The organism is Nesterenkonia sandarakina, assembly GCF_013410215.1.
Lineage (GTDB): Bacteria > Actinomycetota > Actinomycetes > Actinomycetales > Micrococcaceae > Nesterenkonia > Nesterenkonia sandarakina.
In genome coordinates this window covers 1,845,410-1,867,028 of record NZ_JACCFQ010000001.1, presented here as the reverse complement: position 1 = coordinate 1,867,028, position 21,619 = coordinate 1,845,410, and the positions used below count along the sequence as shown (strand labels likewise).

The 21,619-nt window shown below is 67.6% G+C and carries 19 protein-coding genes; 9 read left to right on the top strand and 10 right to left on the bottom strand.

Annotation, left to right across the window (positions count from 1 at the left end; genetic code table 11):
- Positions 1 to 153: 153 nt before the first annotated feature.
- Positions 154 to 633 (top strand): DUF805 domain-containing protein, encoded by a 480-nt coding sequence (locus tag HNR11_RS08590; RefSeq protein WP_179441946.1) that lies wholly within the window; start codon positions 154 to 156, stop codon positions 631 to 633.
- 22 nt (positions 634 to 655) lie between these two features.
- On the opposite strand, the gene HNR11_RS14055 is transcribed toward HNR11_RS08590, so the two are convergent.
- Genes HNR11_RS14055 through HNR11_RS08575 form a run of 3 tightly spaced genes read right to left on the bottom strand, consistent with a single transcriptional unit; the run spans position 656 to position 3,723 of the window.
- Positions 656 to 1,714 (bottom strand): polyphosphate kinase 2 family protein, encoded by a 1,059-nt coding sequence (locus HNR11_RS14055; protein ID WP_179441945.1) that lies wholly within the window; start codon positions 1,712 to 1,714, stop codon positions 656 to 658.
- A 52-nt stretch (positions 1,715 to 1,766) separates the two neighbouring features.
- Entirely contained in the window at positions 1,767 to 2,657 is an 891-nt protein-coding gene (locus tag HNR11_RS08580; RefSeq protein WP_179441944.1) for a polysaccharide deacetylase family protein, read from the bottom strand.
- 43 nt (positions 2,658 to 2,700) lie between these two features.
- A complete protein-coding gene (locus tag HNR11_RS08575; protein WP_179441943.1) occupies positions 2,701 to 3,723 on the bottom strand; it encodes an asparaginase in 1,023 nt (340 codons plus the stop codon).
- A 174-nt stretch (positions 3,724 to 3,897) separates the two neighbouring features.
- Here HNR11_RS08575 and HNR11_RS08570 point away from each other — a divergent pair, with 174 nt between their 5' ends.
- From HNR11_RS08570 to HNR11_RS08560, 3 genes are all read left to right on the top strand, one after another.
- Positions 3,898 to 4,959: a hypothetical protein gene (locus tag HNR11_RS08570; protein ID WP_179441942.1), complete on the top strand. Its 1,062-nt coding sequence runs from the start codon at positions 3,898 to 3,900 to the stop codon at positions 4,957 to 4,959.
- A 129-nt stretch (positions 4,960 to 5,088) separates the two neighbouring features.
- Complete coding sequence (locus tag HNR11_RS08565; RefSeq protein WP_179441941.1) at positions 5,089 to 5,736, top strand: Rv1352/Rv1906c domain-containing protein; 648 nt, start codon at positions 5,089 to 5,091, stop codon at positions 5,734 to 5,736.
- Between the two features lie 583 nt (positions 5,737 to 6,319).
- Entirely contained in the window at positions 6,320 to 7,804 is a 1,485-nt protein-coding gene (locus HNR11_RS08560; protein WP_179441940.1) for a benzaldehyde dehydrogenase, read from the top strand.
- A gap of 88 nt (positions 7,805 to 7,892) precedes the next feature.
- Here the strand turns inward: HNR11_RS08560 and HNR11_RS08555 are convergent, their stop codons facing one another.
- The gene (locus tag HNR11_RS08555) at positions 7,893 to 8,498 is read right to left on the bottom strand and encodes a TIGR03085 family metal-binding protein (protein ID WP_179441939.1); all 606 of its coding nucleotides are present in this window, start codon (positions 8,496 to 8,498) and stop codon (positions 7,893 to 7,895) included.
- Between the two features lie 55 nt (positions 8,499 to 8,553).
- On the opposite strand from HNR11_RS08555, the gene HNR11_RS08550 reads away from it, so the two are divergent.
- Positions 8,554 to 9,099: a TspO/MBR family protein gene (locus HNR11_RS08550; protein WP_179441938.1), complete on the top strand. Its 546-nt coding sequence runs from the start codon at positions 8,554 to 8,556 to the stop codon at positions 9,097 to 9,099.
- A gap of 99 nt (positions 9,100 to 9,198) precedes the next feature.
- On the opposite strand, the gene HNR11_RS08545 is transcribed toward HNR11_RS08550, so the two are convergent.
- Together HNR11_RS08545 and HNR11_RS08540 are read right to left on the bottom strand one after the other, a co-directional pair.
- A complete protein-coding gene (locus tag HNR11_RS08545) occupies positions 9,199 to 9,459 on the bottom strand; it encodes a glutaredoxin domain-containing protein (RefSeq protein WP_179441937.1) in 261 nt (86 codons plus the stop codon).
- A gap of 68 nt (positions 9,460 to 9,527) precedes the next feature.
- Positions 9,528 to 11,054 (bottom strand): TIGR01777 family oxidoreductase, encoded by a 1,527-nt coding sequence (locus HNR11_RS08540; protein WP_179441936.1) that lies wholly within the window; start codon positions 11,052 to 11,054, stop codon positions 9,528 to 9,530.
- Positions 11,055 to 11,168: 114 nt separating this feature from the next.
- Between HNR11_RS08540 and HNR11_RS08535 the strand changes: the two genes are divergently transcribed.
- Positions 11,169 to 12,185: a helix-turn-helix transcriptional regulator gene (locus HNR11_RS08535; protein ID WP_179441935.1), complete on the top strand. Its 1,017-nt coding sequence runs from the start codon at positions 11,169 to 11,171 to the stop codon at positions 12,183 to 12,185.
- On the opposite strand, the gene HNR11_RS08530 is transcribed toward HNR11_RS08535, so the two are convergent.
- Entirely contained in the window at positions 12,182 to 13,300 is a 1,119-nt protein-coding gene (locus tag HNR11_RS08530) for a class II histone deacetylase (protein ID WP_179441934.1), read from the bottom strand. The genes HNR11_RS08535 and HNR11_RS08530 overlap by 4 nt on opposite strands.
- Before the next feature lie 195 nt (positions 13,301 to 13,495).
- Between HNR11_RS08530 and HNR11_RS08525 the strand changes: the two genes are divergently transcribed.
- From HNR11_RS08525 to HNR11_RS08510, 3 genes are all read left to right on the top strand, one after another.
- Positions 13,496 to 13,852: an HNH endonuclease gene (locus tag HNR11_RS08525; RefSeq protein WP_179441933.1), complete on the top strand. Its 357-nt coding sequence runs from the start codon at positions 13,496 to 13,498 to the stop codon at positions 13,850 to 13,852.
- 75 nt (positions 13,853 to 13,927) lie between these two features.
- Positions 13,928 to 16,117 (top strand): RecQ family ATP-dependent DNA helicase, encoded by a 2,190-nt coding sequence (locus HNR11_RS08520; RefSeq protein WP_179441932.1) that lies wholly within the window; start codon positions 13,928 to 13,930, stop codon positions 16,115 to 16,117.
- A gap of 177 nt (positions 16,118 to 16,294) precedes the next feature.
- Positions 16,295 to 18,025 (top strand): FAD-dependent oxidoreductase, encoded by a 1,731-nt coding sequence (locus tag HNR11_RS08510; protein ID WP_246310364.1) that lies wholly within the window; start codon positions 16,295 to 16,297, stop codon positions 18,023 to 18,025.
- Here HNR11_RS08510 and HNR11_RS08505 read toward each other — a convergent pair.
- Genes HNR11_RS08505 through HNR11_RS08495 form a run of 3 tightly spaced genes read right to left on the bottom strand, consistent with a single transcriptional unit; the run spans position 18,012 to position 21,571 of the window.
- The gene (locus HNR11_RS08505; protein WP_179441931.1) at positions 18,012 to 19,013 is read right to left on the bottom strand and encodes a ribokinase; all 1,002 of its coding nucleotides are present in this window, start codon (positions 19,011 to 19,013) and stop codon (positions 18,012 to 18,014) included. The genes HNR11_RS08510 and HNR11_RS08505 overlap by 14 nt on opposite strands.
- Complete coding sequence (locus tag HNR11_RS08500) at positions 19,010 to 20,683, bottom strand: dihydroxyacetone kinase family protein (protein WP_179441930.1); 1,674 nt, start codon at positions 20,681 to 20,683, stop codon at positions 19,010 to 19,012. The genes HNR11_RS08505 and HNR11_RS08500 overlap by 4 nt, the downstream gene beginning before the upstream one ends.
- A 15-nt stretch (positions 20,684 to 20,698) precedes the next feature.
- Positions 20,699 to 21,571 carry a dihydrodipicolinate synthase family protein gene (locus HNR11_RS08495; RefSeq protein WP_179441929.1) on the bottom strand — a complete coding sequence of 291 codons (873 nt, stop codon included), beginning with the start codon at positions 21,569 to 21,571 and terminating at the stop codon, positions 20,699 to 20,701.
- Between the last annotated feature and the right edge of the window lie 48 nt (positions 21,572 to 21,619).

Here is a 21,619-nt window from a genome sequence, read left to right as displayed (position 1 = left end):
CTCGGCGTTCGCATCCTGCTAGCGCCCGACGGGCTCTTCCTATATCACCACTCTTCGACCTAAGGTCGAACATGTACGATCCGACTATCGACACCGGAGCTGAACATCCACGACAACAACCCCTCCAAGGCCCCCGCAGCCCCGGGTCCCTCGTTGAATGAGCCGCTCTACGGCGCCACGCTGGGCCAAGCCGTGCGGCGCTTTTTCGGGAAGTACGCCCATTTCAAGGGGTACGCCTCGCGCAGCGAATACTGGTGGGTTCAGCTCTTCATGACCGTCGTGGGCGGGCTGATCTCGATCCCCTACCTGCGTACCTATGACCCTGCTCTTGGATACTTCGACCTGACTCAGGGCACCGGGAACGTCGAGGGACTGGTCCTGGCCAGCTCGCTGGCGACCTTCGTCTGGGGTCTCGTCACGTTTCTCCCGATGCTCGCCCTGAGCTGGCGCAGACTGCACGATGCCGGATTCCCCGGACCGTTGTACTTCGTGGTCCTGGTCCCCGTGTTCGGCCCCCTGACCGTTCTGATCCTGATGTTGTTGCCCACGCGCCTCGACAGGCGAAGCCACAAGTGGGAGTACCCGCTCGAGGCCCACCACCAGAACCCGGACGCCGGGCGGCCCCTCCCCTAGGTGCCGCCCGGTCAGTGGGGCCTCAGGACTTCAGCAGCCGCTCGCGCTCGGCCTCCACGTCATAATCCGCTGCGGGCCAGCGCAGCTTCAGGTCCGAGAACGCGGCGATGAGCAGCTCCTGGACTGCGAGCCGGGAGTACCACTTGCGGTCTGCGCCGATCGCATGCCAGGGGGCGTGGTCGGCGTCGGTGGCTTCCATGACCCGCGAGTAGAGCTCCTGGTAGGTGTCGAACTCGGCCCGCGCGTCGGCGTCGGAGGGGTCGTACTTCCAGTGCTTCTCTTCCCGGTCCAGCCGGGAGACCAGCCGGTCCAGCTGTTCCTCCTGGGAGATCAGCAGCTTGACCTTGATGATGACGAAGCCCAGCCGGACCAGTTCGCGTTCGAAGAGGATCAGCGCCTCGATGCGACGATCGACCTCCTCCGGGCTTTCAGTGCCGGTGATGCTGGGAACCAGGACGTCCTCGTAGTGGGAGCGGTCGAAGACGCCCACGTGACCTGGCCGCGGCAGGCGCCGGATGACCCGCTCCAGGTAGTGCTCGCGCTGCTCCGCCGGGGTGGGTTTGCCGAATCCGGCCACCTCAACCCCCATCGGGTCCATGGAGGTGACCACCTGCTTGACCACTCCGCCCTTGCCGGCGGCGTCCATGCCCTGGAGCACCAGCAGCACCCGGGGTCCGCGGGCCAGCTTGCTCAGCGCTTCTTCCACCGCCGGAGAGAACAGCTCCTCGCGGCGGGCCTTCTCCTGCGGGGTACGGCGCGGAACCCGGGTGGCGATGGCCTTGGCCACCTCGCGCTGATCGGTCTCGGAGGCGGAGACCACGTGAGCCCACATCAGCTCCTGCAGGTCCGCGAGCATCTCGCCGCGTTCGGCGAGCGCGTCTTCGCCGTCGTCCTTCTTGCCCTTGAACCCGATCTTCTTCCGAGTCGGAACGTCGTCGAGGGTGAACGGGGAGGGGTACTGGTTCACCCGCCACAGCGACCGGGGGTCTCCGTCGAAGGGGGTCTTCTTCGCGCCCTTGGGTCCGCGGACCCCGTCCAGGGGGACATCGAGCCGGTGGGGGTTCTTCTCATTCTTGGACACGGTGTCTCCTTATGGCAGATGGCGGCGGGGCAGGGGTGGCAGGGCCAGTATGTCAGGCGCCCTTGCGCGGTGAGCGGCGGAGGAAGTCATCGGCGATGTCGTTGAACTGCGCCCACTTCACGCCCTCATGGGAGTTGATGTGTTCGATCAGCCGCTCCAGCATCAACAGCACCTGAGGGCGTCCGGAGACGTCGGGGTGGATGGTGATGGTGAAGACCGCGTAGTCGTTCTCGCGGTAGACCCAGTCGAACTGGTCCCGCCAGATCTCTTCGAGCTGGCGCGGGTTCACGAACCCGTGGCTGTTGGGGCTGGATTTGATGAACATCATCGGGGGCAGGTCATCGAGATACCAGGAGGCCGGGATCTCCACCAGGTCGGTCTCCTCGCCGCGGATCAGCGGCTTCATCCAGGAGCTGGCGGGCTGGTCATAGTCGATCTTCGACTGCTCCCATTTGTCCCCGACCCGCACGTAGTAGGGCTCGAAGTCCCGGTGCATCAGCGAGTGGTCATACTTGATGCCCTGTTCCAGCAGCAGCTCGTTGGTGACGGTGGAGAACTCCCACCAGGGGGCCACGTAGCCGGTGGGACGGCGGCCGGCCCGCTTCTCGATCAGGTCGATGCAGTAAGTCAGGATTTCGGTCTCCTGCTCCCGGGTCATCGCGAGCGGGTTCTCGTGGCTGTAGCCGTGGACCCCGATCTCGTGTCCGGCGGAGACGACCTGGTCGAACTGCTCGGGGAAGGTCTCGATGGAGTGCCCGGGCCAGAACCAGGTCGAGGGCAGGTCGTACTTGGCCAGCAGCTTGTTCAGCCGTGGAACTCCGACCTCACCGGCGAACATGCCGCGGGAGATGTCGCCCGGGGAGTCCTCGCCGCCGTAGGAGCCGAGCCAGCCGCCGACCGCGTCGACGTCGATGCCCAGTGCTACGTAGATCTCTTTGGCCATGCTCGGTACCTCTTCTCTCGTGTTGTGCGGTGCGTCTGGCGTTCTAGTTCTGCGCGTTCAGCCGAGCCTGCAGCTTCTGTTTGGCCTGGCTGTAGGAGTGGGTGCTCAGCAGCAGCGCCATCAAGATTCTGGCCTGGGTGGCGGGCAGGTCTTCCAGCGGCACGGCTCCGGCGGCGACCGCGTCCACCGCTCCCCCGCCGCCGTAGATCACCGCGACCGGCCCCGCCCCGGTGCGGGTCCCCAGACCCACTAAAACTCCCTGGGCGGTGGCCTGCGCGATGGCCTCGGTCAGCGGGACACCGGGGTTTCCTGCCCCTGCCCCCAGGAGGATGACGCCGTTGGCACCGGTCTCCAGTGCGGCGTGCATCAACGCGGCGTCGGCCCCGGGGTAGCCCAGCACCATGTCCACGCGCTGCTCCTCGAACTCGGCGCTGGGCAGCGGGAGCGGGTCCGGGGTCAGAGCCTGCGCGAAGTAGCGGGGGCCAGACTCGAGGACGGCGCCCAGTGTGCCGGTGCTGCGGTGGCCGAAGGGCTGAGGGGCCACTGTGTGGTTCTTGCGCAGTCCAAGTGCGCTGTGGATCTCGCCGCCGAAGACCAGCAGCGTGCCTTGACCTCTTGACGCCGGGGAGGCAGCGGTGCTGACGGCATCATGCAGATTGCGGGGACCGTCACTGTCGAATTGATCTGGGCTGCGCTGGGCTCCGGTGAGCACCACCGGCCGAGGATCATCGTGGGTGAACCCGAGCAGGGCGAGAGTCTCCTCCATGGTGTCGGTGCCATGGGTGACGACGACGCCGTCGACGTCTTCCCGGCGCAGGATCCGAGCGACCGCATGGGCGATCCGGGAGAGGTCGGCGAAGCTGAAGTTGAAGGAGTTCTGCACGGCGATGTCCTCGGACTCCAGCTCGATGCCGGCTCCGTCGGCATCGACACCAAAATCGTCGAGTCCATGGAGCTCCAGACCTCTGATCAGGTCGGCGGCGCTGTCCTTGGCGCGGGAGCCGCCCTCGGAGCTCGGACGGGAAGAGATGGTTCCCCCGGTGGCCAGCACGACGATTCGGGTCATGTCAGCCTCCATTCTGCTGGTCGGAACTGTCTTCCCCGAGTCCATCACAGACCAGCGTTGAGGACAACGACGTTCTGCTGGGCATCGGGAGCGTTACTCTCGGATCGACGCCTCGTATGGATCCCTGCTCGATAGGGGCCTGGGTCTGCACGGGATAGAGAAGGAGCACCAGCCATGTCATCCTCCGACACCCCCATCCGAGTGATGCTGGCCGCGGATCCCGGCGTGGCCGCGCGTCGTATCAAGAAGATCGAGGAGGCGTTCCTGGCCGAGGCGCGCGACATCTTCGTCGACGAGGTCACAGTGGAGATCGAGATCCGAAGTCTGCGGATCACCCCGGAGGGGAGCCTGGACATCGAGGCTCTGAGAGAGCTCGACGCAGATCACCTCGATGCCGACGCCGTCCTGATGCTCACCGAGGTCCCCCGACACGTCGAAGGACGACCCCTGGTGGCGGAGATCCTCGCCAAGAGTCGGACCGCGGTCGTCTCCTACCCGACGCTGGGAGTGCTCTCGACCAAGCGACGGATCCGTGAGATCTTCATGGACTGCCTCCTGCGGCTGCTGCCGGATTCCCACGGGCCGCTGCAGAAGGAGTACCGACAGCGATGGACCCGTTGGCAGCCGGTCGAGCCCAGCGAACGGCACCGCCTGTTCGCCCATCCTGGCACCGGCGAAGTGCGCACGCTCTTGGGCATGACCGTCGCCAACGACCCCTTCCGGACCGCCCCGAAGCTCTCCGGTGCTCTCGCCGGCGCAGCCGCGGTAGGTGCTTTCGGCATCTTCTACTACTCGATCTGGGAGATGGCGGACGCCTTGAGCACGGCGCGTCTGCTCTCCATCGGGGCTGCGGTGATTCTGAGCATGGTGGCCTGGCTGATCTTCACCAATCGACTCTGGGACAGACCCACGAACAAGGATCTGGCACGGGTCTTCTGGCTCTACAACGGGTCGACCGTGCTGACTCTGCTGATCGCGGTGTCGATGCTCTACGTGGCGTTGGTAGTGACCATTCTCATCGGCGCGCTCGTGGTCATTGATCCAGACTTCCTGGCAGATCTCATCGGCAGCGAGATCAGCTTCTTCAACTACCTGGACATCGCCTGGCTCAGCGCCGCGATGGGGGTCGTGGCCGGAGCCGTGGGCTCCACCTTCGATTCGAGCATGGACATCCGCCGGATCACCCATGGCCAGCGCGAGTCCCAGCGGCGGTATACGGAGGATGAGCTGGGGTAGCTGGTTTCCTTGTGACCGAGATTCATGTCCGTGGTCACATCTAGGGTGATTTCCACTGACACCGAAGATTCGTTCTCGACGTGTCAGATTCTGGATAGACCAGGGAATCACTCGAGATAGAGGGACACCATGAATCACTCGCACCAGGATCAGCACCCCGCAGACCAGTATCCGAATACGCAGTATGCCCACGATCAGTATCAGCCTTACCCGCCCGCCGCGGCTGGCGCGGAAGCACCAGCCAAGAAGCGACGGCGCTGGCCTTGGATCGCTGGGATCATCGTAGCGCTGCTCGCTGGGGTTGGGATCGGCAGCAGCGGAGAGGAAGAACCGGAGGTCGTCACCGAGACGATCACGGAGGAAGTCGAGGTGGAGGTAGAAGTCGAACCGGCGGATCTCGAGGGGCGCCGCGAGGCCATCACCGCAGCCGAGGAAGAGAACGATGAGCTCGGTGAAGAGCTCGCGCAGCGCACCTCCGATCTCGACACCCGGGAGGAGGAACTTGATCAGCGCGAGGAAAGCATCAGCACCTCGGAGACCGAGATCGAGGAGAACACCATTCCAGGCTCGGGCGTGTACATGGTCGGTGAGGACATCCAGCCTGGAACCTACAGATCAGAAGGAGACAGATGCTACTGGGCGCGGCTCTCCGGTTTCTCGGGCACATTGGGCGACATCCTGGCCAACGACAACGTCAGCGGATCCGCGTACGTCACCATCGCCCCGACGGACATGGCCTTCGAGACCAGCCGCTGCGGGGACTGGGTTCGTCAGTAGGCCCAGTCTCGAGAACACCGGGGGGTCCGGGCAACCGGATCCACCCGGTCGAGCACCAGGGCTCGGGCCCACCCAGCGGCCGACGTCGGCTCCAGAGCCAAAGATCGGGACCAGGAGCTATCGTTCCACCTAAGAGACCTGTCTCGGTGGGCCTCAAGTTAACTACGATGTGCGGCCAGTCAAGTGCTTGCCGTGCCAGATGGAGGGCAGGCCGTTGCCACGCATTCCCACTCCAGCTGCCTCGACCACGCGCGCAGCCACCCATCGCGGTTCCCGCCGGTGGGCCCGAGCGATCGGGCTCACCCTTGGCTTCGTGCTCCTATGGTCCCTGTTGTCCCAGACTCTCGGAACTTTGCTTACGGGCCGGTCATGGCCCAAGGGGCCGGTGGCGCAGGTCATCAGTCTCGTGGCGCTCGTTTTGGCGGCCCTGATCTGCGTCATCTCCACCCGAATCCTTCGGGCCCGCCCCGACCGCGCGCATCGACATATTCGTCCGCGAGACTTGAGTAAATCTGTGTCACAGATCACTATGTAGATAGGCAATTGTGCCGTGCAGCCTTCACCATCCTGAGAGGTCACACCCATGTCCACCATCTCCGCTCTTGACACCACCACCCTCCTCGACGACTCCCGCTGGGAGAGCAACATCTTCACCGGACAGTGGCAGACCGGCGGCGGCGAGCTGATCCCGATCACCGAGCCCGCCACAGGCGAGAGCCTCGGCACCGCCGGCGGCGCCTCCGTGGCCGACGTCGAGCATTCCGCCACCGCCGCTGCCGCCGCCCAGAAGCAGTGGGCCGCGATGAAGCACTCCGAGCGTGCCGCAGTGCTGCGCCGCGCCGGAATCCTCTTCGAAGAACACGCCAAGGAGATCGAGACCTGGATCGTGCGGGAGACCGGCGGCGTGCCGACCAAGGCCGCCTTGGAGACCCACGTCGCAGCGGCCGAGTGCTTCGAGGCCGCCGCACTGCCCTCGGCGCCGTCCGGTGAGGTGCTGGCCACTGAACAGCCGCGCTGGTCCTTCGCCCGGCGCCGCCCGGCCGGCGTCGTCTCGGTGATATCCCCGTTCAACTTCCCGCTGATCCTCTCCATCCGGTCCGTGGCCCCAGCTCTCGCTCTGGGCAATGCCGTGCTGCTGAAGCCGGATCCGCGCACCACCGTCTCCGGCGGCGTGGCCATCACCCGGATCTTCGAGGAGGCCGGGCTCCCCGCCGGCGTGCTGCACCTGCTGCCCGGCGGCGGGGACGTGGGCAAGGCACTCACCGAGGCCGAGGAGGTGCGCATCATCTCCTTCACCGGTTCCACCGCGGCCGGACGCCTGGTCGGTGAGACCGCCGGCCGGCTGCTCAAGCGCGCCCACCTGGAGCTCGGCGGGAACAACGCCCTGGTCATCCTGCCCGGCGCCGATCTGGACAAGGCCGCCTCGGCCGGAGCATTCGGCTCCTTCCTGCACCAGGGACAGATCTGCATGACCACCGGGCGCCACCTGGTGCACGAGTCCCTGAAGGACGAATACATCGCGAAGCTGAGCCAGAAGGCGAAGCACCTTCCCGTCGGCAACCCGGCCGAGGACGGCATCGCGATCGGCCCGATCATCGACGCCAAGCAGCGCGACCGGATCCACTCGATCGTCCAAGATTCCGCCGCTCAGGGCGGCACCGTGGAGGCCGGCGGAGAGTTCACCGATCTCTTCTACTCCCCCACCGTGATCGCAGGGATCACCGCGGACAACCCGGCCTGGACCGAGGAGATCTTCGGACCGGTCGCCCCGGTGATCTCCTTCTCCACCATCGAAGAGGCGGTGGAGATCATCAACAGCAGCCAGTACGGGCTCTCCGTGGGCGTGCTCGGCGACGTCGGGCTGGCGATGCAGGTCGCGGATCAGGTCAACTCCGGAAAGGTGCACATCAACGAACAGACCGTGGGCGATGAGGCCAATGCGCCCTTCGGCGGAGTCGGTGACTCCGGGACCGGCTCACGGGTCGGCGGTGCGAGCGCGAACATCGAGTCCTTCACCGAGACGCAGTGGCTGACCATGCGCTCGGAGATCGCGCCCTACCCGTTCTGAGCCGCGCCTGCGGGCTCAGCTGCGGGGGCCCGAGGGCTCGCCTGCGGGGTCGGTGTCCGGCCCAGCAGGCGGCCCCGTGGGCAGGCGCTCAGCTTTCGCTGATGCTGACCTGGGCCTTCTCCTCACGGCCGGAAGCCCAGAGCAGCAGCTCCTCGGGGGCACCCTGGACGCTCAGCGGCGCCGCGGAGGATGGGCCGCACGTCGTCGTCCCGTAACCGGGGCTGGTGAAGGTGATCCGGCGCTTCGCCTTGCGCGCGCCCAGCGCGAACATCGCGGAGCTGCCCTGCTTCCAGAGCCGGCGGCGCAGCTTCTCGGGGATGCCGCGCGGGTGCTTGGGATCGAAGTCGGGCTGTGCGCGCAGCACATCCTCGGTGTGGATGTAGAACTCGGCGTTGTTCATCAGGTCATCGAGCACCGGAAGGTTCTGCGGGAAATACGCCGGAGGGCCGGCCTCCGCTCGATCCACCAGCGACTCGTACCCGGTGCTGCGCAGCGTCTTCAGCGCGGCACGGGCGCGTTCCCCGACCACCGGCAGCATGGGGCCGACGATCAGGTCCGGGCGGGAGTCCCGGACCACGATGTGCAGCGCCAGATCTTCAGCCGCCCATCCTTCGCAGAGCGTCGGGGCGTCGGCGGGCACGCTGCGCAGGGCCGCGGCCAAGGCCTGGCGCTGCTCGGAGGCTGTGGAGGTCATAGGCCCAAGTGTAGGGTCGGGGGCAACACTTTTGGGTACGGGAAGGACCATCGAGATGACTCAGCGCACGCACGCCACCACCGGGTACGACCCTGATCAGACCCCGGATTCCACGCTGAAGCAGCTCATCGCGCTGATCCTCTTCGTGGGCATCCCGCAGGCCGTCGGATTCCTCGGCAGCATGCTCACCTCGGATCAGACCGACGGCTGGTACGCCGAGGCCGACAAGGCCGCCTGGACCCCGCCGGACGCGGTGTTCGGACCAGTCTGGACCGTGCTGTACCTGCTGATGGGCGTGGGCGCCTGGCTGCTCTGGCGACGCCGGCACAGCGTCAACGCCACCCCGGCCCTGGCGCTGTTCGTGGGCCAGCTGGTGCTCAACAGCATCTGGTCCCCGCTGTTCTTCGGCGGTTACCCGATCTTCGGCACCGCCGCACTCTGGGCCGCCATGGTGCTGATCGCCGTGCTGATCGTGGCGATCGCGCTGACCATCTGGCGGTTCTGGCCGATCTCCCGGCTGGGCGCCTACCTGCTGCTGCCGTACCTGGCCTGGACGCTCTACGCCTCCACGCTGAACTTCTACATCGCGCTGATGAACTAGAGCAGCAGAGTCTCAGTCCCGCGTCCGACGGCGCGGCTGGGCTGCCGTTCGGCGGCTCAGCAACTGCCGAGTCGGGCTCATCAGCTGCCAGGTGCGGCGTCAGTCCGCGAGCACCAGCTCGCGCAGCTTCGCCTCGACGTCGGCATTGGAGGGCTCCACCTGGTGGGAGCCGTCCGGGTAGAGAACCACCGGAATCTGCTTGCGCCCTGAGATGTCCTCGGCCACCTGCGCGGCGGCGGCGTCCTGCGCGAGATCGATGTAGTCATAGTCGATCTCCAGCGCGTCCAGCTGGGCCTTGGTGCGCCGGCAGTCCCGGCACCAGTCGGCGCCGAACATGCGGATCTTCGTCTGCTCTGTCATCTAAGTTCTCCTTCTCACGCACGGCCTGCCATGCGGTTGTTCCGGCACGGCCCTGCCGTGCTGCGGTCTCAGCTGCCGAGTACGTGCTCCAGGGCTTCCTGCAGGGTGTGGTGGCGGAACGCGTAGCCCAGCGACTGGGCCTTCACCGAGGTGACCTGCTGATCCGCGCCGACGATCTCCTTGGCACCCTGCTCCCCGAGCACCAGCTTCGGGCCGAAGGCCGGGACCGGGATCGCCGAGGGGCGTCGCATGACCGCGGCCAGGGTCTTGGAGTACTGCTTGGCGGTGACTGGCTCCGGGCCCACCCCGTTGACCGGGCCTTCGGCATGCGGGTTCAGCGCCAGGTGCACGAAGAGCGAGGCGATGTCATCGATGCTGATCCAGCTCTGCCACTCCTTGTCTCCCAGCGGCCCGCCGGCACCCACGGTGTAGAGCGGGAGCAGCTGGGACAGCGCACCTCCGGCGGGGGTCTGCACGATTCCGGTGCGCACGATCCCGACCCGCACACCGGCCTTCTTCGCCGGTGCGGTGCTCTCTTCCCACTTCTTGCAGACTTCGGCGAGGAAGTCCGTGCCGGCCGGTGAGTCCTCGGTGAGGATGGCGCTGCGCAGCGCCCGATCCGCCGGCGTCGCCCCGTAGTAGCCGATGGCGGAGCTGCTGATCAGCACGCGTCCGCGCTGGTCCGCCTCCTCCAGGTGCGCCAGGGTGGTCGCGATCAGCGAGGTGCCCTCCACCCGGGAGTCCAGCACCTTCTGCTTGTGCTCCTCGGTGAAGCGGGAGGCCAGCGGGTGCCCCGCCAGGTGGATAACGGCGTCCACATCGCGCAGCGACTCCGGATCCAGGGTGCCCGCCTCCGGGTCCCAGGTGATCTCCCCGGCCTTGGCCGCCGAGGAGCCGGACCCGCCGCGGACCATCCGGCGGACCTCGATCCCGGCACCGCCGAGCAGGGCGCAGATCTGACGCCCGATCAGCCCCGAGGCGCCGCTGACCGCGACCACCTTGATCGGGGCGGCCTCGGGTACGTGGTGGGAGTCTTGGCCCTGCTGGGAGGCCAGGCGTCCGTGGGACTGGTGGAAGGCGAGGTCGTCGCTGCTCTGCCGTGCGCGGTAGGCGAAGATCCGGTTCAGCTCGGCCTCGAACTGGCGCGCCACCAGCTTCTTCGCCGGGACCGGGAGCTTGTCCATCAGGGGCAGTTCGTAGGTGACCTTTTCGCGCAGGACCATGCCGGCGCCGTCGTCTTCGAAGCTGCGGTCATGCCGCCAGGACTTCGCAGGACCGGAGATCATCTCATCGGAGAAGCCGTGTCCGGGCTTGAAATTGGTGTGCCGCGAGCGCCATTTGGTGTAGCCGCGCATCGGCAGCGAGCTGGCGGAGCCGGCCATATCCATCAGCCCGGCCAGCGTGGTGCCGAACAGGCTGGGCATGTTGATCCCGAGCACCGACTCGGACCCGTCCTGCAGGCCGTTGCTGGGCTCCTCGATCACTCGACCGGCGAAGGGCGGGTGCAGCCGCACCAGCGCACCGGGGCGGGCGTACCAGTCGAAGACGTCTTCACGGGAGAAGGGCAGGTGGGTCTCGTACTCGAAGATCGGCATATTGCCTCCTGTAGGACTGGCGCGGCAGCTTAGCCGGAACGCTACCAGGCGGTACTGCCCGGTGTCTGGGAAGCACTGCTTGGCAAGCCACCCAGACGGATCTAGCCTCTTCCTATGAGAGGCCTGCCGAGTGAACCTCCCCCGGGGCAGGGGCTGACGGTGGCGCTTGGCCAGCTGCAGCGTCACGTGAACTTCGACTCTGCGCTGGTGATCCATCAGCCCTCCCGTGGACGCTCCCAGGTGGTCACCCGGCTCGGGTACAGCAGCTCCGCCGCGTGGGCCCTGCAGAACCTGTTTCCATTGAGCTACGAGATCGGCTTCACGCACCGGCTCGATCCGGAACACCACCTGCCGCCGTCGATCAGTGATGTGGGCGCCGACCTGCGCGAGCAGTTCATTCGAACGCCGCTGTTCCGCCGGTATCTCGGCAGCGAAGGCTACCGGGACGGGATGAGCCTGGAACTCTTCGATGAGCAGGTGTACCTGGGACTTGTGCACTTCTCCTCGCGACGCCCCGACACGTTCCGACCCGCCCAACGGGCGCTGGCGCAGAGCCTGTCCAGCCTGCTGGCGCTGGGACTGCGTGCCAACGCCGCAGCCTCCCCTTTCGCAGCGTCTTCCTCCGCAGCGTCTTCCTCCGCGGGGACCGTGCATCTGCGGTGGCCGGACGCAGCGCCGGACGAGACGGCACGCGGGAACCTGCCGCTGCTCCAGGATCCCGGCTTCGCACGGGTCTTGACGGATTTCATGGAGTCCCCGCTGGACACGCTGCGGCATCTCTGGCCCCAGGAGACCGGCTGGCTGCGCGTGACCTTGTCCAGGCGCTCCGAGTTCAACGACCTCGCGGTGCGCACGGAACAGGTGAGCCGGACGGACCTGTGGCAGCTGAGCCTGCAGGAGCTGCGGGTGCTCAGCGGGCTGGTGATCGGGCGGACCGACGCTGAGATCGCGAGAGCTCTCACGCTGAGCGAACGCACCGTGCATTCTCATATGACCAGCATCCGCCGGAAGCTGCAGGTCACCAGACGCGCGGAGGCCGCCGCGCGAGCCGCGGCGGCCTCCATCGTGATCCCGGGCCCGGTCACGGCGCCGATGCCCGACCTGGTCCAGGTCTTCCGCGGAGTCGGCTAGCGGATATCTGCCACCAGCGCCGCGGCCAGATCGATGGCGTCACGTTCGTGGTCCAGCAACGCATCCCCGCCCATGGCACCCAGGATCGGGGTGTAGGCATCGGCGGTTCCGGTGCTCACCCCTGCCAGCTCCTCGATCACCGCGAGTCCGCAGAACGGAACATAGATCGGACTGTAGCCACCCTCCTGCAGGCAGACGAGCCGTCCCTGCGAGACCTCCGCGGCGCAGTCCATGAGCTTGCGGGCGAGTCCCCGGAAGCCCTCGCTGCGCATCATCATCCGCGCCAGCGGATCCATGATGGACGCGTCGAAACCACTCGCCACGATGATCAGCTCGGGCTTATAGGCGCGCAGAGCGGGCAGCACGACAGTGTCGAACGCGTAGTCATACGCGCCGCTTCCTCCACCCGGGGGCAGCGGGACGTTGAGCGTGTACCCGTGGCCCTCTCCCGCGCCACGCTCCTCCCGGAAGCCGGAATCTGAGGGGAAGCAGCGGTCCTGGTGCACCGAGATGTTCAGCACCTCAGCCGAATCACCGAAGATGTCCTGGGCTCCGTTGCCGTGGTGGACGTCCCAGTCCACGATGGCCACTCGCTTCAGCCCCAGCACCTCCACGGCGTAGGCGGCGGCGATGGCCCCGTTGTTGAAGGTGCAGAACCCCCGGCCGGTGCTTCTCTCGGCATGGTGCCCGGGCGGGTTGATCAGCGCATAGGCGTTGCTCACCTGCCCTGCCACCACTGCGCGGACCGCCTCGATGGCGCCTCCCGCGGCGAGCAGCGCGATCTGGTGCCCGCCATGACCAAACGGTGACACGCCGTCGCCGGCGTCGCCGCCTTTGGGCAGCGCGCTCTCGGCGAGGATCCGGTCATAGTGCGCCTTGTCGTGGACCCGCAGGACATCAGCCTCGGTGGCGGGCTGGGCATCGATCTGCTCCAAAGAGTCGATGAGGCCCGACGCGGAGATCAGTTCATGCAGACGGCGTTTCGTGTCTGGGTGGGCCACGTGGTGACCGATCGGCTGGGTCAGGGACTCCACGCTCGGAGGCAGCAGTCCGCCGCTTCCGGTGTCGGTCCAGCCATAGAGGGTGTTCCAGATATAGCCGGTGTTCGAGGTCATGGGGCTGTTCCTCTCGAATGATGTCGGGGCGCCGGTGTCCGGCTTCTCCGAGCCTGCGCCAGGACACCTGCAGGCGCATCGGTAGTTCTACTGAGTTCCGTGGCCTGCTTCACACTGCAGGCTGTGGACTCAGAGCTGGGTGCTTGGGTCGGCGTGGCCGAGTCGGGCAGGCCTCGGCGGTGCTAATCTCAGCCCATGCCGGTTCGCCAGACTCGTCGCGCCCGCGCCGCGCGGCGCCGCACCCGCCGCGTCGCCGCCTCCGGAAGCGACCTGACGCAGGAGCAGTGGTTCCGCATCCTGCAGGCCTGGTCACGCTGCGCCTACTGCGGGGCCGACGGAGCTGCGCTGCAGAAGGACTGCGTCTCCCCGATCTCCCGCGGCGGCCGCTACACGATGGAGAACGTCGTCCCGGCCTGCGGATCCTGCAACGCGAGCAAGTCCAACGACGAGGTCACCTCCTGGATGCGACGACGCCGCCTGGACGAGCCCGCGTTCCTGCGGCAGTGGGTTCAGATCACACGGGCGCTGCGCTCGGAGGACGCCGCGAGCTGATCCGGGCCTGAGGCTGTGCCTCACGCTGGTTCGCAGCCCGGGATCGGTGTCCTACCCCTGTGACAGAGTGGTCATGTGAGCATCCCCAGCACGAACACCGCCGCCCCTGACTCCTCCGCCGCCGAACGCGATCCGGCCTTCCACACCGAGGCCCGCGAGCGCCTGGCCGCGCTGGCCGGAGCCGAGGTGGACTTCCGGGACGGCCAGTTCGAGGCGATCTCTGCACTGGTCCAGGAACGACGGCGGGTGCTGGTGGTGCAGAAGACCGGCTGGGGCAAGTCCGCGGTCTACTTCCTCGCCGCCCACCTGTTGCGCAGCCGCGGTCGGGGCGTCAGCCTGATCGTCTCCCCGCTGATCGCGCTGATGCGGGACCAGATCGCCGCCGCCACCCGGGCCGGAGTGCGCGCCCAGGCGGTCAGCTCCGCGAACGCCCACGAATGGGACTCCATCATGGAGTCCCTGCGGAACGACGACCTCGACGTGCTGCTGATCTCCCCGGAACGCCTGGCCAACCCGCGCTTCCGCGACGAGGTCCTGCCCGGTCTGCTGAAGCGCATGGGCATGCTGGTGGTCGATGAGGCGCACTGCATCTCCGACTGGGGCCACGACTTCCGCCCCGACTACCGCCGCATCGGGGAGATCGTGCGCAACCTCCCCGCCGAGGTCCCGGTGCTGGCCACCACTGCCACCGCGAACTCCCGGGTGGTCGATGACATCGCCGCCCAGCTGACCCCCGCCGGTGAATCCAGCCCTGAATCCGGCGGAGCCCAGCAGCCGGACAAGGAGGTCATGGTGCTGCGCGGCACGCTCAGCCGCGACTCGCTGCGCCTCGGTGTGCTCACGCTGCCGGATTCCGAGCAGCGCATCGCCTGGCTGACCCAGCACCTTGACGACCTCACCGGCAGCGGGATCGTCTACGCGCTGACCATCTCCCAAGCCACCGACCTCGCCGCGCACCTCAACGCCCACGGCTACAAGGTCGCCGCCTACACCGGGCAGACCGACCCGGATGAGCGCCAGCAGCTGGAACAGGCGCTGAAGGACAACACCGTCAAGGCGCTCATCGCCACGAGCGCGCTGGGCATGGGCTTCGACAAACCCGACCTCGGGTTCGTGGTCCACCTGGGCGCCCCCTCCTCCCCGGTCTCCTACTACCAGCAGATCGGCCGCGCCGGACGCGCCGTGGACAGCGCCGACGTGCTGCTGATGCCGGGCAAGGAGGACATCCGGATCTGGGAGTACTTCGCCCAGGCCTCCATGCCCACCCAGGAACGCGCCGACGCCGTGCTCGAGGCGCTCTCCCCCGAGACCACGCTTTCGGTGGCCAAGCTCGAAGCCATGGTGGAGATCCGCCGTTCCCCGTTGGAGCTGCTGCTCAAGGTCCTGGAGGTCGACGGCAGCGTCCGTCGGGTCTCCGGAGGCTGGCTCTCCACCGGGCGCCGGTGGACCTACGACGCCGAGCGCTACGACACCATCCTGGCGATGCGCCGGGCGGAGCAGCAGCTGATGCTCGACTACGAACAGCTCCCCGCCGGGGTCTGCCGGATGGTCTTCCTGGCCCACGCGCTCGACGACGACGAAGCCCAGCCCTGCGGCCGCTGCGACACCTGCGCGGCACCGTGGTTCCCGCATGACGTCTCCTCATCAGCGCTGGCCGAGGCCAAGGACAGCCTCGACCGGGTGGGTCTGGAGATCGCTCCGCGCAAACAGTGGCCCACCGGGCTGAGCGCCCTGGGCATCGACCTCAAGGGCAAGCTGCCAGCCGAGGCCCAGGCCCAGCCCGGCCGTGCCCTGGCCCGGCTGAGCGACCTCGGCTGGGGCACCCCGGTCCGTGAGGCGCTGCAGGGCGAGGACGCCCAGGTCTCCGAACAGCTGGTCCGCGGAACCATCCGGGTGCTCGCCGAATGGGGGTGGGCGCGACGCCCCGACGTCGTCGTCTCGATGCCCTCCCGTCAACACCCGCTCCTGGTGGAGTCGCTGGCCGGTGCCCTCGCTCAGGTGGGGCGACTCCCCTACGCCGGCGCGCTGGACTGGGCCGATGGTGGACCCACCAGCACCCCGGACACCAACAGCGCCTTCCGGCTGGCGGGGCTGCTGGGGAAGTTCACGGTCTCCGGTGACCTCGCCGAACGCGTCAGCGGTGCCTCAGTGCTGTTGGTCGACGACGAGGTCATCTCCCGCTGGACCTTGACCGTGGCGGCGCGAGAGCTGCGAGCCGCCGGTGCCGCCGAGGTGCTGCCCTTCGCGTTGGGCATGCGCGGCTGAGCCGGGGACAAGACGTGGAGGCGCGAAACAGCACCGAGCGTAGCGGATCAGGGCCGGTCAGGACGGGGTATGGGCGTGAATGCTGGATACTCCCAGCTCCAGCCCGCAGGATGAGGACCGAAGCGCCAGCACAGCTTCTACCCCCGGCAACACCCTGAGGAAGGATGATCCGCCCCGATGAATTCCGACGCCGCGCACACCACCCCGGAGCCCTCGACCACGCACCGATCCATCTGGCTGGACAGCTACGCGACCGTGTCCATCCCTGCCGACACCTTCACCGAGAGCGCCCACTATGACACCGTCGTCGCCGGGGCGGGGCTGACCGGGCTCACCACTGCGGTGCTGCTGGCCCGGGCCGGGCATAAGGTCGCCGTGCTGGAGGCAAGGAGCGTGGGCGCCGTCGCCACCGGGAACACCACCGCAAAGCTCTCACTGCTCCAGGGCACCACGCTCTCCAGCATCCGCAAGCACCACTCCGACGAGGTGCTCCAGGCCTATGTGGACGGCAACCAGGAGGGCGTCTCCTGGCTGGTGCGCTACATGCAGGAACATGGGGTGCCCTTTCAGCAGCGCACCGCCTACACCTACGCCACCACCGAGTCCGGGCTCTCTGCCGTGCAGCAGGAGTTCGAGGCCTGCCAGCAGGCCGGGCTGCCGGTCACCTGGACCGACCAGACGGACCTTCCCTTCCCAGTCAGCGGCGCCGTGGCGCTGGCCGACCAGATCCAGTTCCACCCCATGGATATCCTCGCCGCACTCGCAGCTGAGCTGCGGGAACGCGGAGGTGAGCTCATCGAGGGGGTCCGCGTCACTGGAGCAACCTCGAATACTGCCGGAGCCGGTGGCGACTCCGCTTCCAGCAGATCAGGCCACCATCCCGGAACAGGTGCGGCCGCCAGCACCTCCGAAGGCACCCCGCGGGCCTCCACCGAGGACGACACCGAAGGCTCGCCCCTGAACCCGGCGGTCGATAGCCCGGCGGTCGATAGCCCGGCGATCGACGACCCGGCGGTCGATGAGCCGGCGCTGCGCATCGAGACCTCCCAGGGCCAGGTGACCGCGGGCCGGCTGATGCTTGCCACCGGGGTTCCAGTGTTGGACCGCGGGGGTTATTTCGCCAAGCTCAAACCCAACCGGTCCTACGCGATGACCTACCGGGTCCCGCGGGGCGCGGGGCGCATCCCCAAGGGGATGTATCTCAGCGCCGACACTCCGGGCCGGACTCTGCGCACCGTCCCGATCAACGGCGAAGAGCTGCTGCTGATCGGCGGCAACGATCACGGTGTGGGTCGGTCTGCCTCGGAACGCGCCGCCGTGGAGGACCTCGAGGCGTGGGCGCAGCAGCACTTCCCCGGCGCAGAGCGCACCCACGTCTGGTCCGCTCAGGACTACCGCGCCGCCCAGTACGTCCCCTTCTTCGGCACCCTGCCGCGCGGAGGCGGGCGGATCTACCTGGCCACCGGGTACAACAAGTGGGGCATGTCCAACGCGGTGGCCGCGTCCCTGGCGATCTCCGCGCAGATCCTGGGTGGGCATATGGCCTGGGCCGAGACCCTCAGCGCCCGGATGGTCACCCCTTCCGACGTGTTCACCGGGATCAAGGACAACATCGAAGTCGGCGGGACCATGGTGGCCGGCTGGGTCGGCGCCGAGGTCCGGGCAGTGCCCCAGGACGCCCCCGCCGAGGGCGAGGGTGCGGTGGGACGTGAGCACGGGAAGCCCGTCGGGGTCTCCACCGTGGACGGCCAGACCTGCAAGGTCTCCGCCGTCTGTCCGCACCTGGGCGGGATCCTGAAGTGGAACGACGCCGCCCTGTCCTGGGACTGCCCGCTGCATGGCTCGCGCTTCGCCGCCGATGGCGAACTCCTGGAGGGCCCCGCGGTCACGAACCTCAGCCGAGGCTGAAGTTCCGCGGGTAGGAGGACTGGGCGCCCACTCCGGTGGTGGCGGAGGCGGCGAACCGCGCGGCGATCCCCGCCGCGTCCTCCAGGCTGTCCCCGCAGGTCAGCCGGCCCAACAGGGCGCCCGCGAAGGCGTCACCGGCGCCGCTGGTGTCCACCGCCTGCACCGGGACGCTGGGCACATGGACCGGGTCCTGGCCCGCGGTGTGGATGCTCGCGCCCTCGGCTCCACGGGTCACGATCAGGGTCTGCACGCCCAGCGCCTGGGCAGGATCTGCAGCGGCCGAGCGTGGCGGGCCGTCGGGAGCGCCGGTGTCCTTGGTACTCGCTGCGTCGTCGGCAGCCCCAGTGACCTCGAATGCCTCAGTGACCCTGGTGCCCCCGGCTGGCCCGGTATGCCCGGGGCCGTTGGTGTTCCCGGTGACCCCGGCGAGCAGCTCTGCGGCTTCACCCTCGTTGACGATCACCAGGTCCACGTGGCGCAGATCCACCGGCTCCCCGCTCAGCGGTGAGGCGTTCAACGCGACCCTGGTCCCCGAGGCATGCGCGCGGGCAGCGGCCTCATGCACCGTCTGCAGAGGGACCTCCAGACTCAGCAGCATCCATTCGGCGTCAGCCAGCAGCTCCGCCGGGCAGTCCTCGGCCTGGAGCTCCGTGTTCGCGCCCGGGACCACCACGATGGTGTTCTCTCCATCGGCGCGCACGCTGATGAAGGCCATCCCCTGCGCGCCGCGGCCTGGGGTGACGGCGTCCACATGCACGCCCGCCTCGCGCAGCGAACGGACGGCCTCCGCTCCGGCGGCGTCGGAACCGCAGCGCGCGATCAGGTGCGCCGGCGCCCCAACCAGAGCGGCGGCCACCGCCTGGTTCGCGCTCTTGCCCCCGGTCGCGGTCTCCGAGGTCGAGGCCAGAAGGGTCTGACCCGGGGCCGGGAACTCAGGCAGCCGGACGGTGATGTCCCGGTTCACCGATCCCATGATGAGCAGCGTCATGCTGGTCCCTCCAGTGCTTTGGCGAGTTCGTGGAGAAAGTGGACGGCAGCCGCACTGCCTGGATCTCGTTGGCCCACTGTTCTGCCTCCCTGCCAGGATGCACGACCCTTGCGGTTCTCCCAGCCGTCGGACTCTTCCAGGAGCTCCTGCGCCTGTGCTGCCAACGCCGACATTGGACGGTCCGCTTCTCCATCCAGCAGCGGTATCAGCACGTCCAGCAGAGTCTTGTCGCCACGAGTGGCTCCGCCGCGCTCCGCGACACGGTCAACGAAGGCCCGGAGAATCTCCGGACCAGCACCAGTGACCGAGCGATCACGCAGCTTCTCGGCAGCCGCGAGTGCCCCTGCCCCGGTCAGCGCCGCGAAGGTGGACGGATTCGTCTCGGCGAACACCTGCGCGGCCACGATCAGGGCGTCTCTGTCGGTGACGTCTTCCGGGAGCCGCTGCAACGCCTGTGAGACGGCTGCGGCACCGGAGGCGACGGTGATGCCCAGGTCACCGTCGCCGATCACGGCATCGAGGTCGCGCAGCTGCTCCTCGTACTGGGCCATCTGCGGCATCACAGCAAGGAGCACCGACCGAAGTTCGCTGCGCTGCCCGGTCTGAGTCACCTTCCGCACCGGTGTGACGTCTTCAGCGCCGCCGAGCTGCCAGTTCGTGGGGCCGCTGGACCCGGCCTTGAAGAACGGCGTCTCGGCGCGAGCGCCCATGAAGGCGTCCAACTCTTCGTCAAGGAGAAGGATGCTGACAGAGGCTCCGGCCATCTCGAGGCTGGTCACATAGTTTCCGACGAAGCGATGTGCGACCTCTACGCCGGTCTGCTCCAGGATCTGCGCCGCACGCCGGTAGATCAGGTAGAGCTCCTCCAGAGGGGTGGCGCCCAGTCCGTTGACCAGGAGTGCTACGCGGCTGCCTTCTTCCAATGGGAGCTCCTGGCGCAGCTGGTCCAGGAACCGCTCCGTGATCCGGTCCGCAGACTCCAGCGGTCCACGGTGGGTGCCTTGCTCCCCGTGGATTCCGATGCCGACCTCCATCTCGCCGGGCTCAAGGGTGAACGTGGGTTCACCGGCAGCCGGAAGAATAGTCGGGGCAAGGCCTACACCCATGGTGCGGCAGTTCGCCACGGCCTTGTGAGCCACTCGGGCCACCTCGTCCAATGGGAGCCCGTCCTCGGCAGCCGCCCCGGCGGCCTTGTACACGAGGACCAGCCCTGCGATCCCGCGACGGCGCTCTTGTTGATCGAGCGGGGCCGAAAGGATGTCGTCGGTGCCGATCACGGTGCGGGTGGCGACGCCTTCGGTCTCCAGGAGGTCACCGGCGAGATCAAAGTTATAGATGTCCCCGCCATAGTTTCCATAGAGGAAGAGCACTCCTGCGCCGCCTTCGGATTCGCGCGCTGCCTGGTAGATCTGGCTCGATGAAGGCGAAGAGAAGACATTCCCGACGGCGGCAGCGGAGCATAACCCCGGGCCGACGTAGCCGAGGAAGAGCGGCAGATGCCCCGATCCCCCACCGGTCACGATCGAGACCCGGCCTTCCTTCGGCGCGTCTGCTCGCACTATGGCGCGCCCTGCAGGATCGGCGGGTCGGAGGCGTTCGCCATGGGCATGGTAGATGCCGTCGAGCACCTCATCGACGAAGTCCGTGGGCTGGTTGATGATCTTTCGCATGTGGCCCTCCCGGACTCAGGCTGCTGAGAATACTGCGGCGAGGGCTTTGATCGAGGACCGGTCTGCCTCGGCCGCCGGCGCGACTGCGGAACGGACCGGGCCCCCGGCGAAGCCGCGCGCGCTGACACCCGCCTTCAGATGTGTCAGGCTCCCGGCGTTCACGGCAGCCACAGCCTGCTCCACGTCCTGCTGGGCGGTTCGGACCGCGTCGGAGTCGGCTGCGATCAACGCGTCACGCAGCGCGACGAAGGGTTCCGGATACACCGAGGACACCCCAGAGATGATCCCGTCACCCCCCGCCGAGCTGAACCATTCGAAGGACACGTCGTTCCCGGAGAACACGGTGAAGCCTTCAGGTCGGTGCGCCAGATAATCGGCGACCGTCGCATCCGCCTCGCCGCTGATCTTGACACCGGCGAGACCTGCCTCCGCCAGCGGAGCCAGGATCGAAGGAGTTGATTGGGTTGAGGTGCGTGCCTCGAAGAGGTACGCGAAGAGTGCAGCTCCGGTGGATGACTGGGCGACGTCGTCGTAGTACCGCAGCGTCTCAGCCTCGGGCGAGGACTGGTAGTAGGGGGTCACAGCCGCCAGCCTCCGCGCCCCTCGGCGAACGGATTCCGCCGCAAGCTCTCCCGCCTGCCGCGCAGACGGAGCTCCCACATGGAAGTAGGTCCGCTCCGGGCCGAAGATCTCCAGGGAGACATCGAGCACCGCGAGCTTTTCATCGTCCGTGAGCGTAGGGAACTCCCCGGTCGTGCCGGCCGCGAAGATCGCATCGACTCCGGCGTTCTCCAGCCAAGTCAGGTGTTCCCGCATCCCGCCGATGTTCAAGTCCCCGGAGTCGAGGAACAAGGTCGGGGTGGCAGTGATGACAACAGGGTGAGTCATGAGATTCCTTTTCACGTGATCCGCAACGGATCGTAGTTCGTAGACGAA

Excerpts from the sequence above, each read along its gene's own strand:
- HNR11_RS08580 (WP_179441944.1), bottom strand. The coding sequence starts at position 2,657 with ATGGCCAAAGAGATCTACGTAGCACTGGGCATCGACGTCGACGCGGTC.
- HNR11_RS08575 (WP_179441943.1), bottom strand. The coding sequence starts at position 3,723 with ATGACCCGAATCGTCGTGCTGGCCACCGGGGGAACCATCTCTTCCCGT.
- HNR11_RS08570 (WP_179441942.1), top strand. The coding sequence starts at position 3,898 with ATGTCATCCTCCGACACCCCCATCCGAGTGATGCTGGCCGCGGATCCC.
- HNR11_RS08565 (WP_179441941.1), top strand. The coding sequence starts at position 5,089 with ATGAATCACTCGCACCAGGATCAGCACCCCGCAGACCAGTATCCGAAT.
- HNR11_RS08560 (WP_179441940.1), top strand. The coding sequence starts at position 6,320 with ATGTCCACCATCTCCGCTCTTGACACCACCACCCTCCTCGACGACTCC.
- HNR11_RS08555 (WP_179441939.1), bottom strand. The coding sequence starts at position 8,498 with ATGACCTCCACAGCCTCCGAGCAGCGCCAGGCCTTGGCCGCGGCCCTG.
- HNR11_RS08550 (WP_179441938.1), top strand. The coding sequence starts at position 8,554 with ATGACTCAGCGCACGCACGCCACCACCGGGTACGACCCTGATCAGACC.
- HNR11_RS08545 (WP_179441937.1), bottom strand. The coding sequence starts at position 9,459 with ATGACAGAGCAGACGAAGATCCGCATGTTCGGCGCCGACTGGTGCCGG.
- HNR11_RS08540 (WP_179441936.1), bottom strand. The coding sequence starts at position 11,054 with ATGCCGATCTTCGAGTACGAGACCCACCTGCCCTTCTCCCGTGAAGAC.
- HNR11_RS08535 (WP_179441935.1), top strand. The coding sequence starts at position 11,169 with ATGAGAGGCCTGCCGAGTGAACCTCCCCCGGGGCAGGGGCTGACGGTG.
- HNR11_RS08530 (WP_179441934.1), bottom strand. The coding sequence starts at position 13,300 with ATGACCTCGAACACCGGCTATATCTGGAACACCCTCTATGGCTGGACC.
- HNR11_RS08525 (WP_179441933.1), top strand. The coding sequence starts at position 13,496 with ATGCCGGTTCGCCAGACTCGTCGCGCCCGCGCCGCGCGGCGCCGCACC.
- HNR11_RS08510 (WP_246310364.1), top strand. The coding sequence starts at position 16,295 with ATGAATTCCGACGCCGCGCACACCACCCCGGAGCCCTCGACCACGCAC.
- HNR11_RS08505 (WP_179441931.1), bottom strand. The coding sequence starts at position 19,013 with ATGACGCTGCTCATCATGGGATCGGTGAACCGGGACATCACCGTCCGG.
- HNR11_RS08500 (WP_179441930.1), bottom strand. The coding sequence starts at position 20,683 with ATGCGAAAGATCATCAACCAGCCCACGGACTTCGTCGATGAGGTGCTC.
- HNR11_RS08495 (WP_179441929.1), bottom strand. The coding sequence starts at position 21,571 with ATGACTCACCCTGTTGTCATCACTGCCACCCCGACCTTGTTCCTCGAC.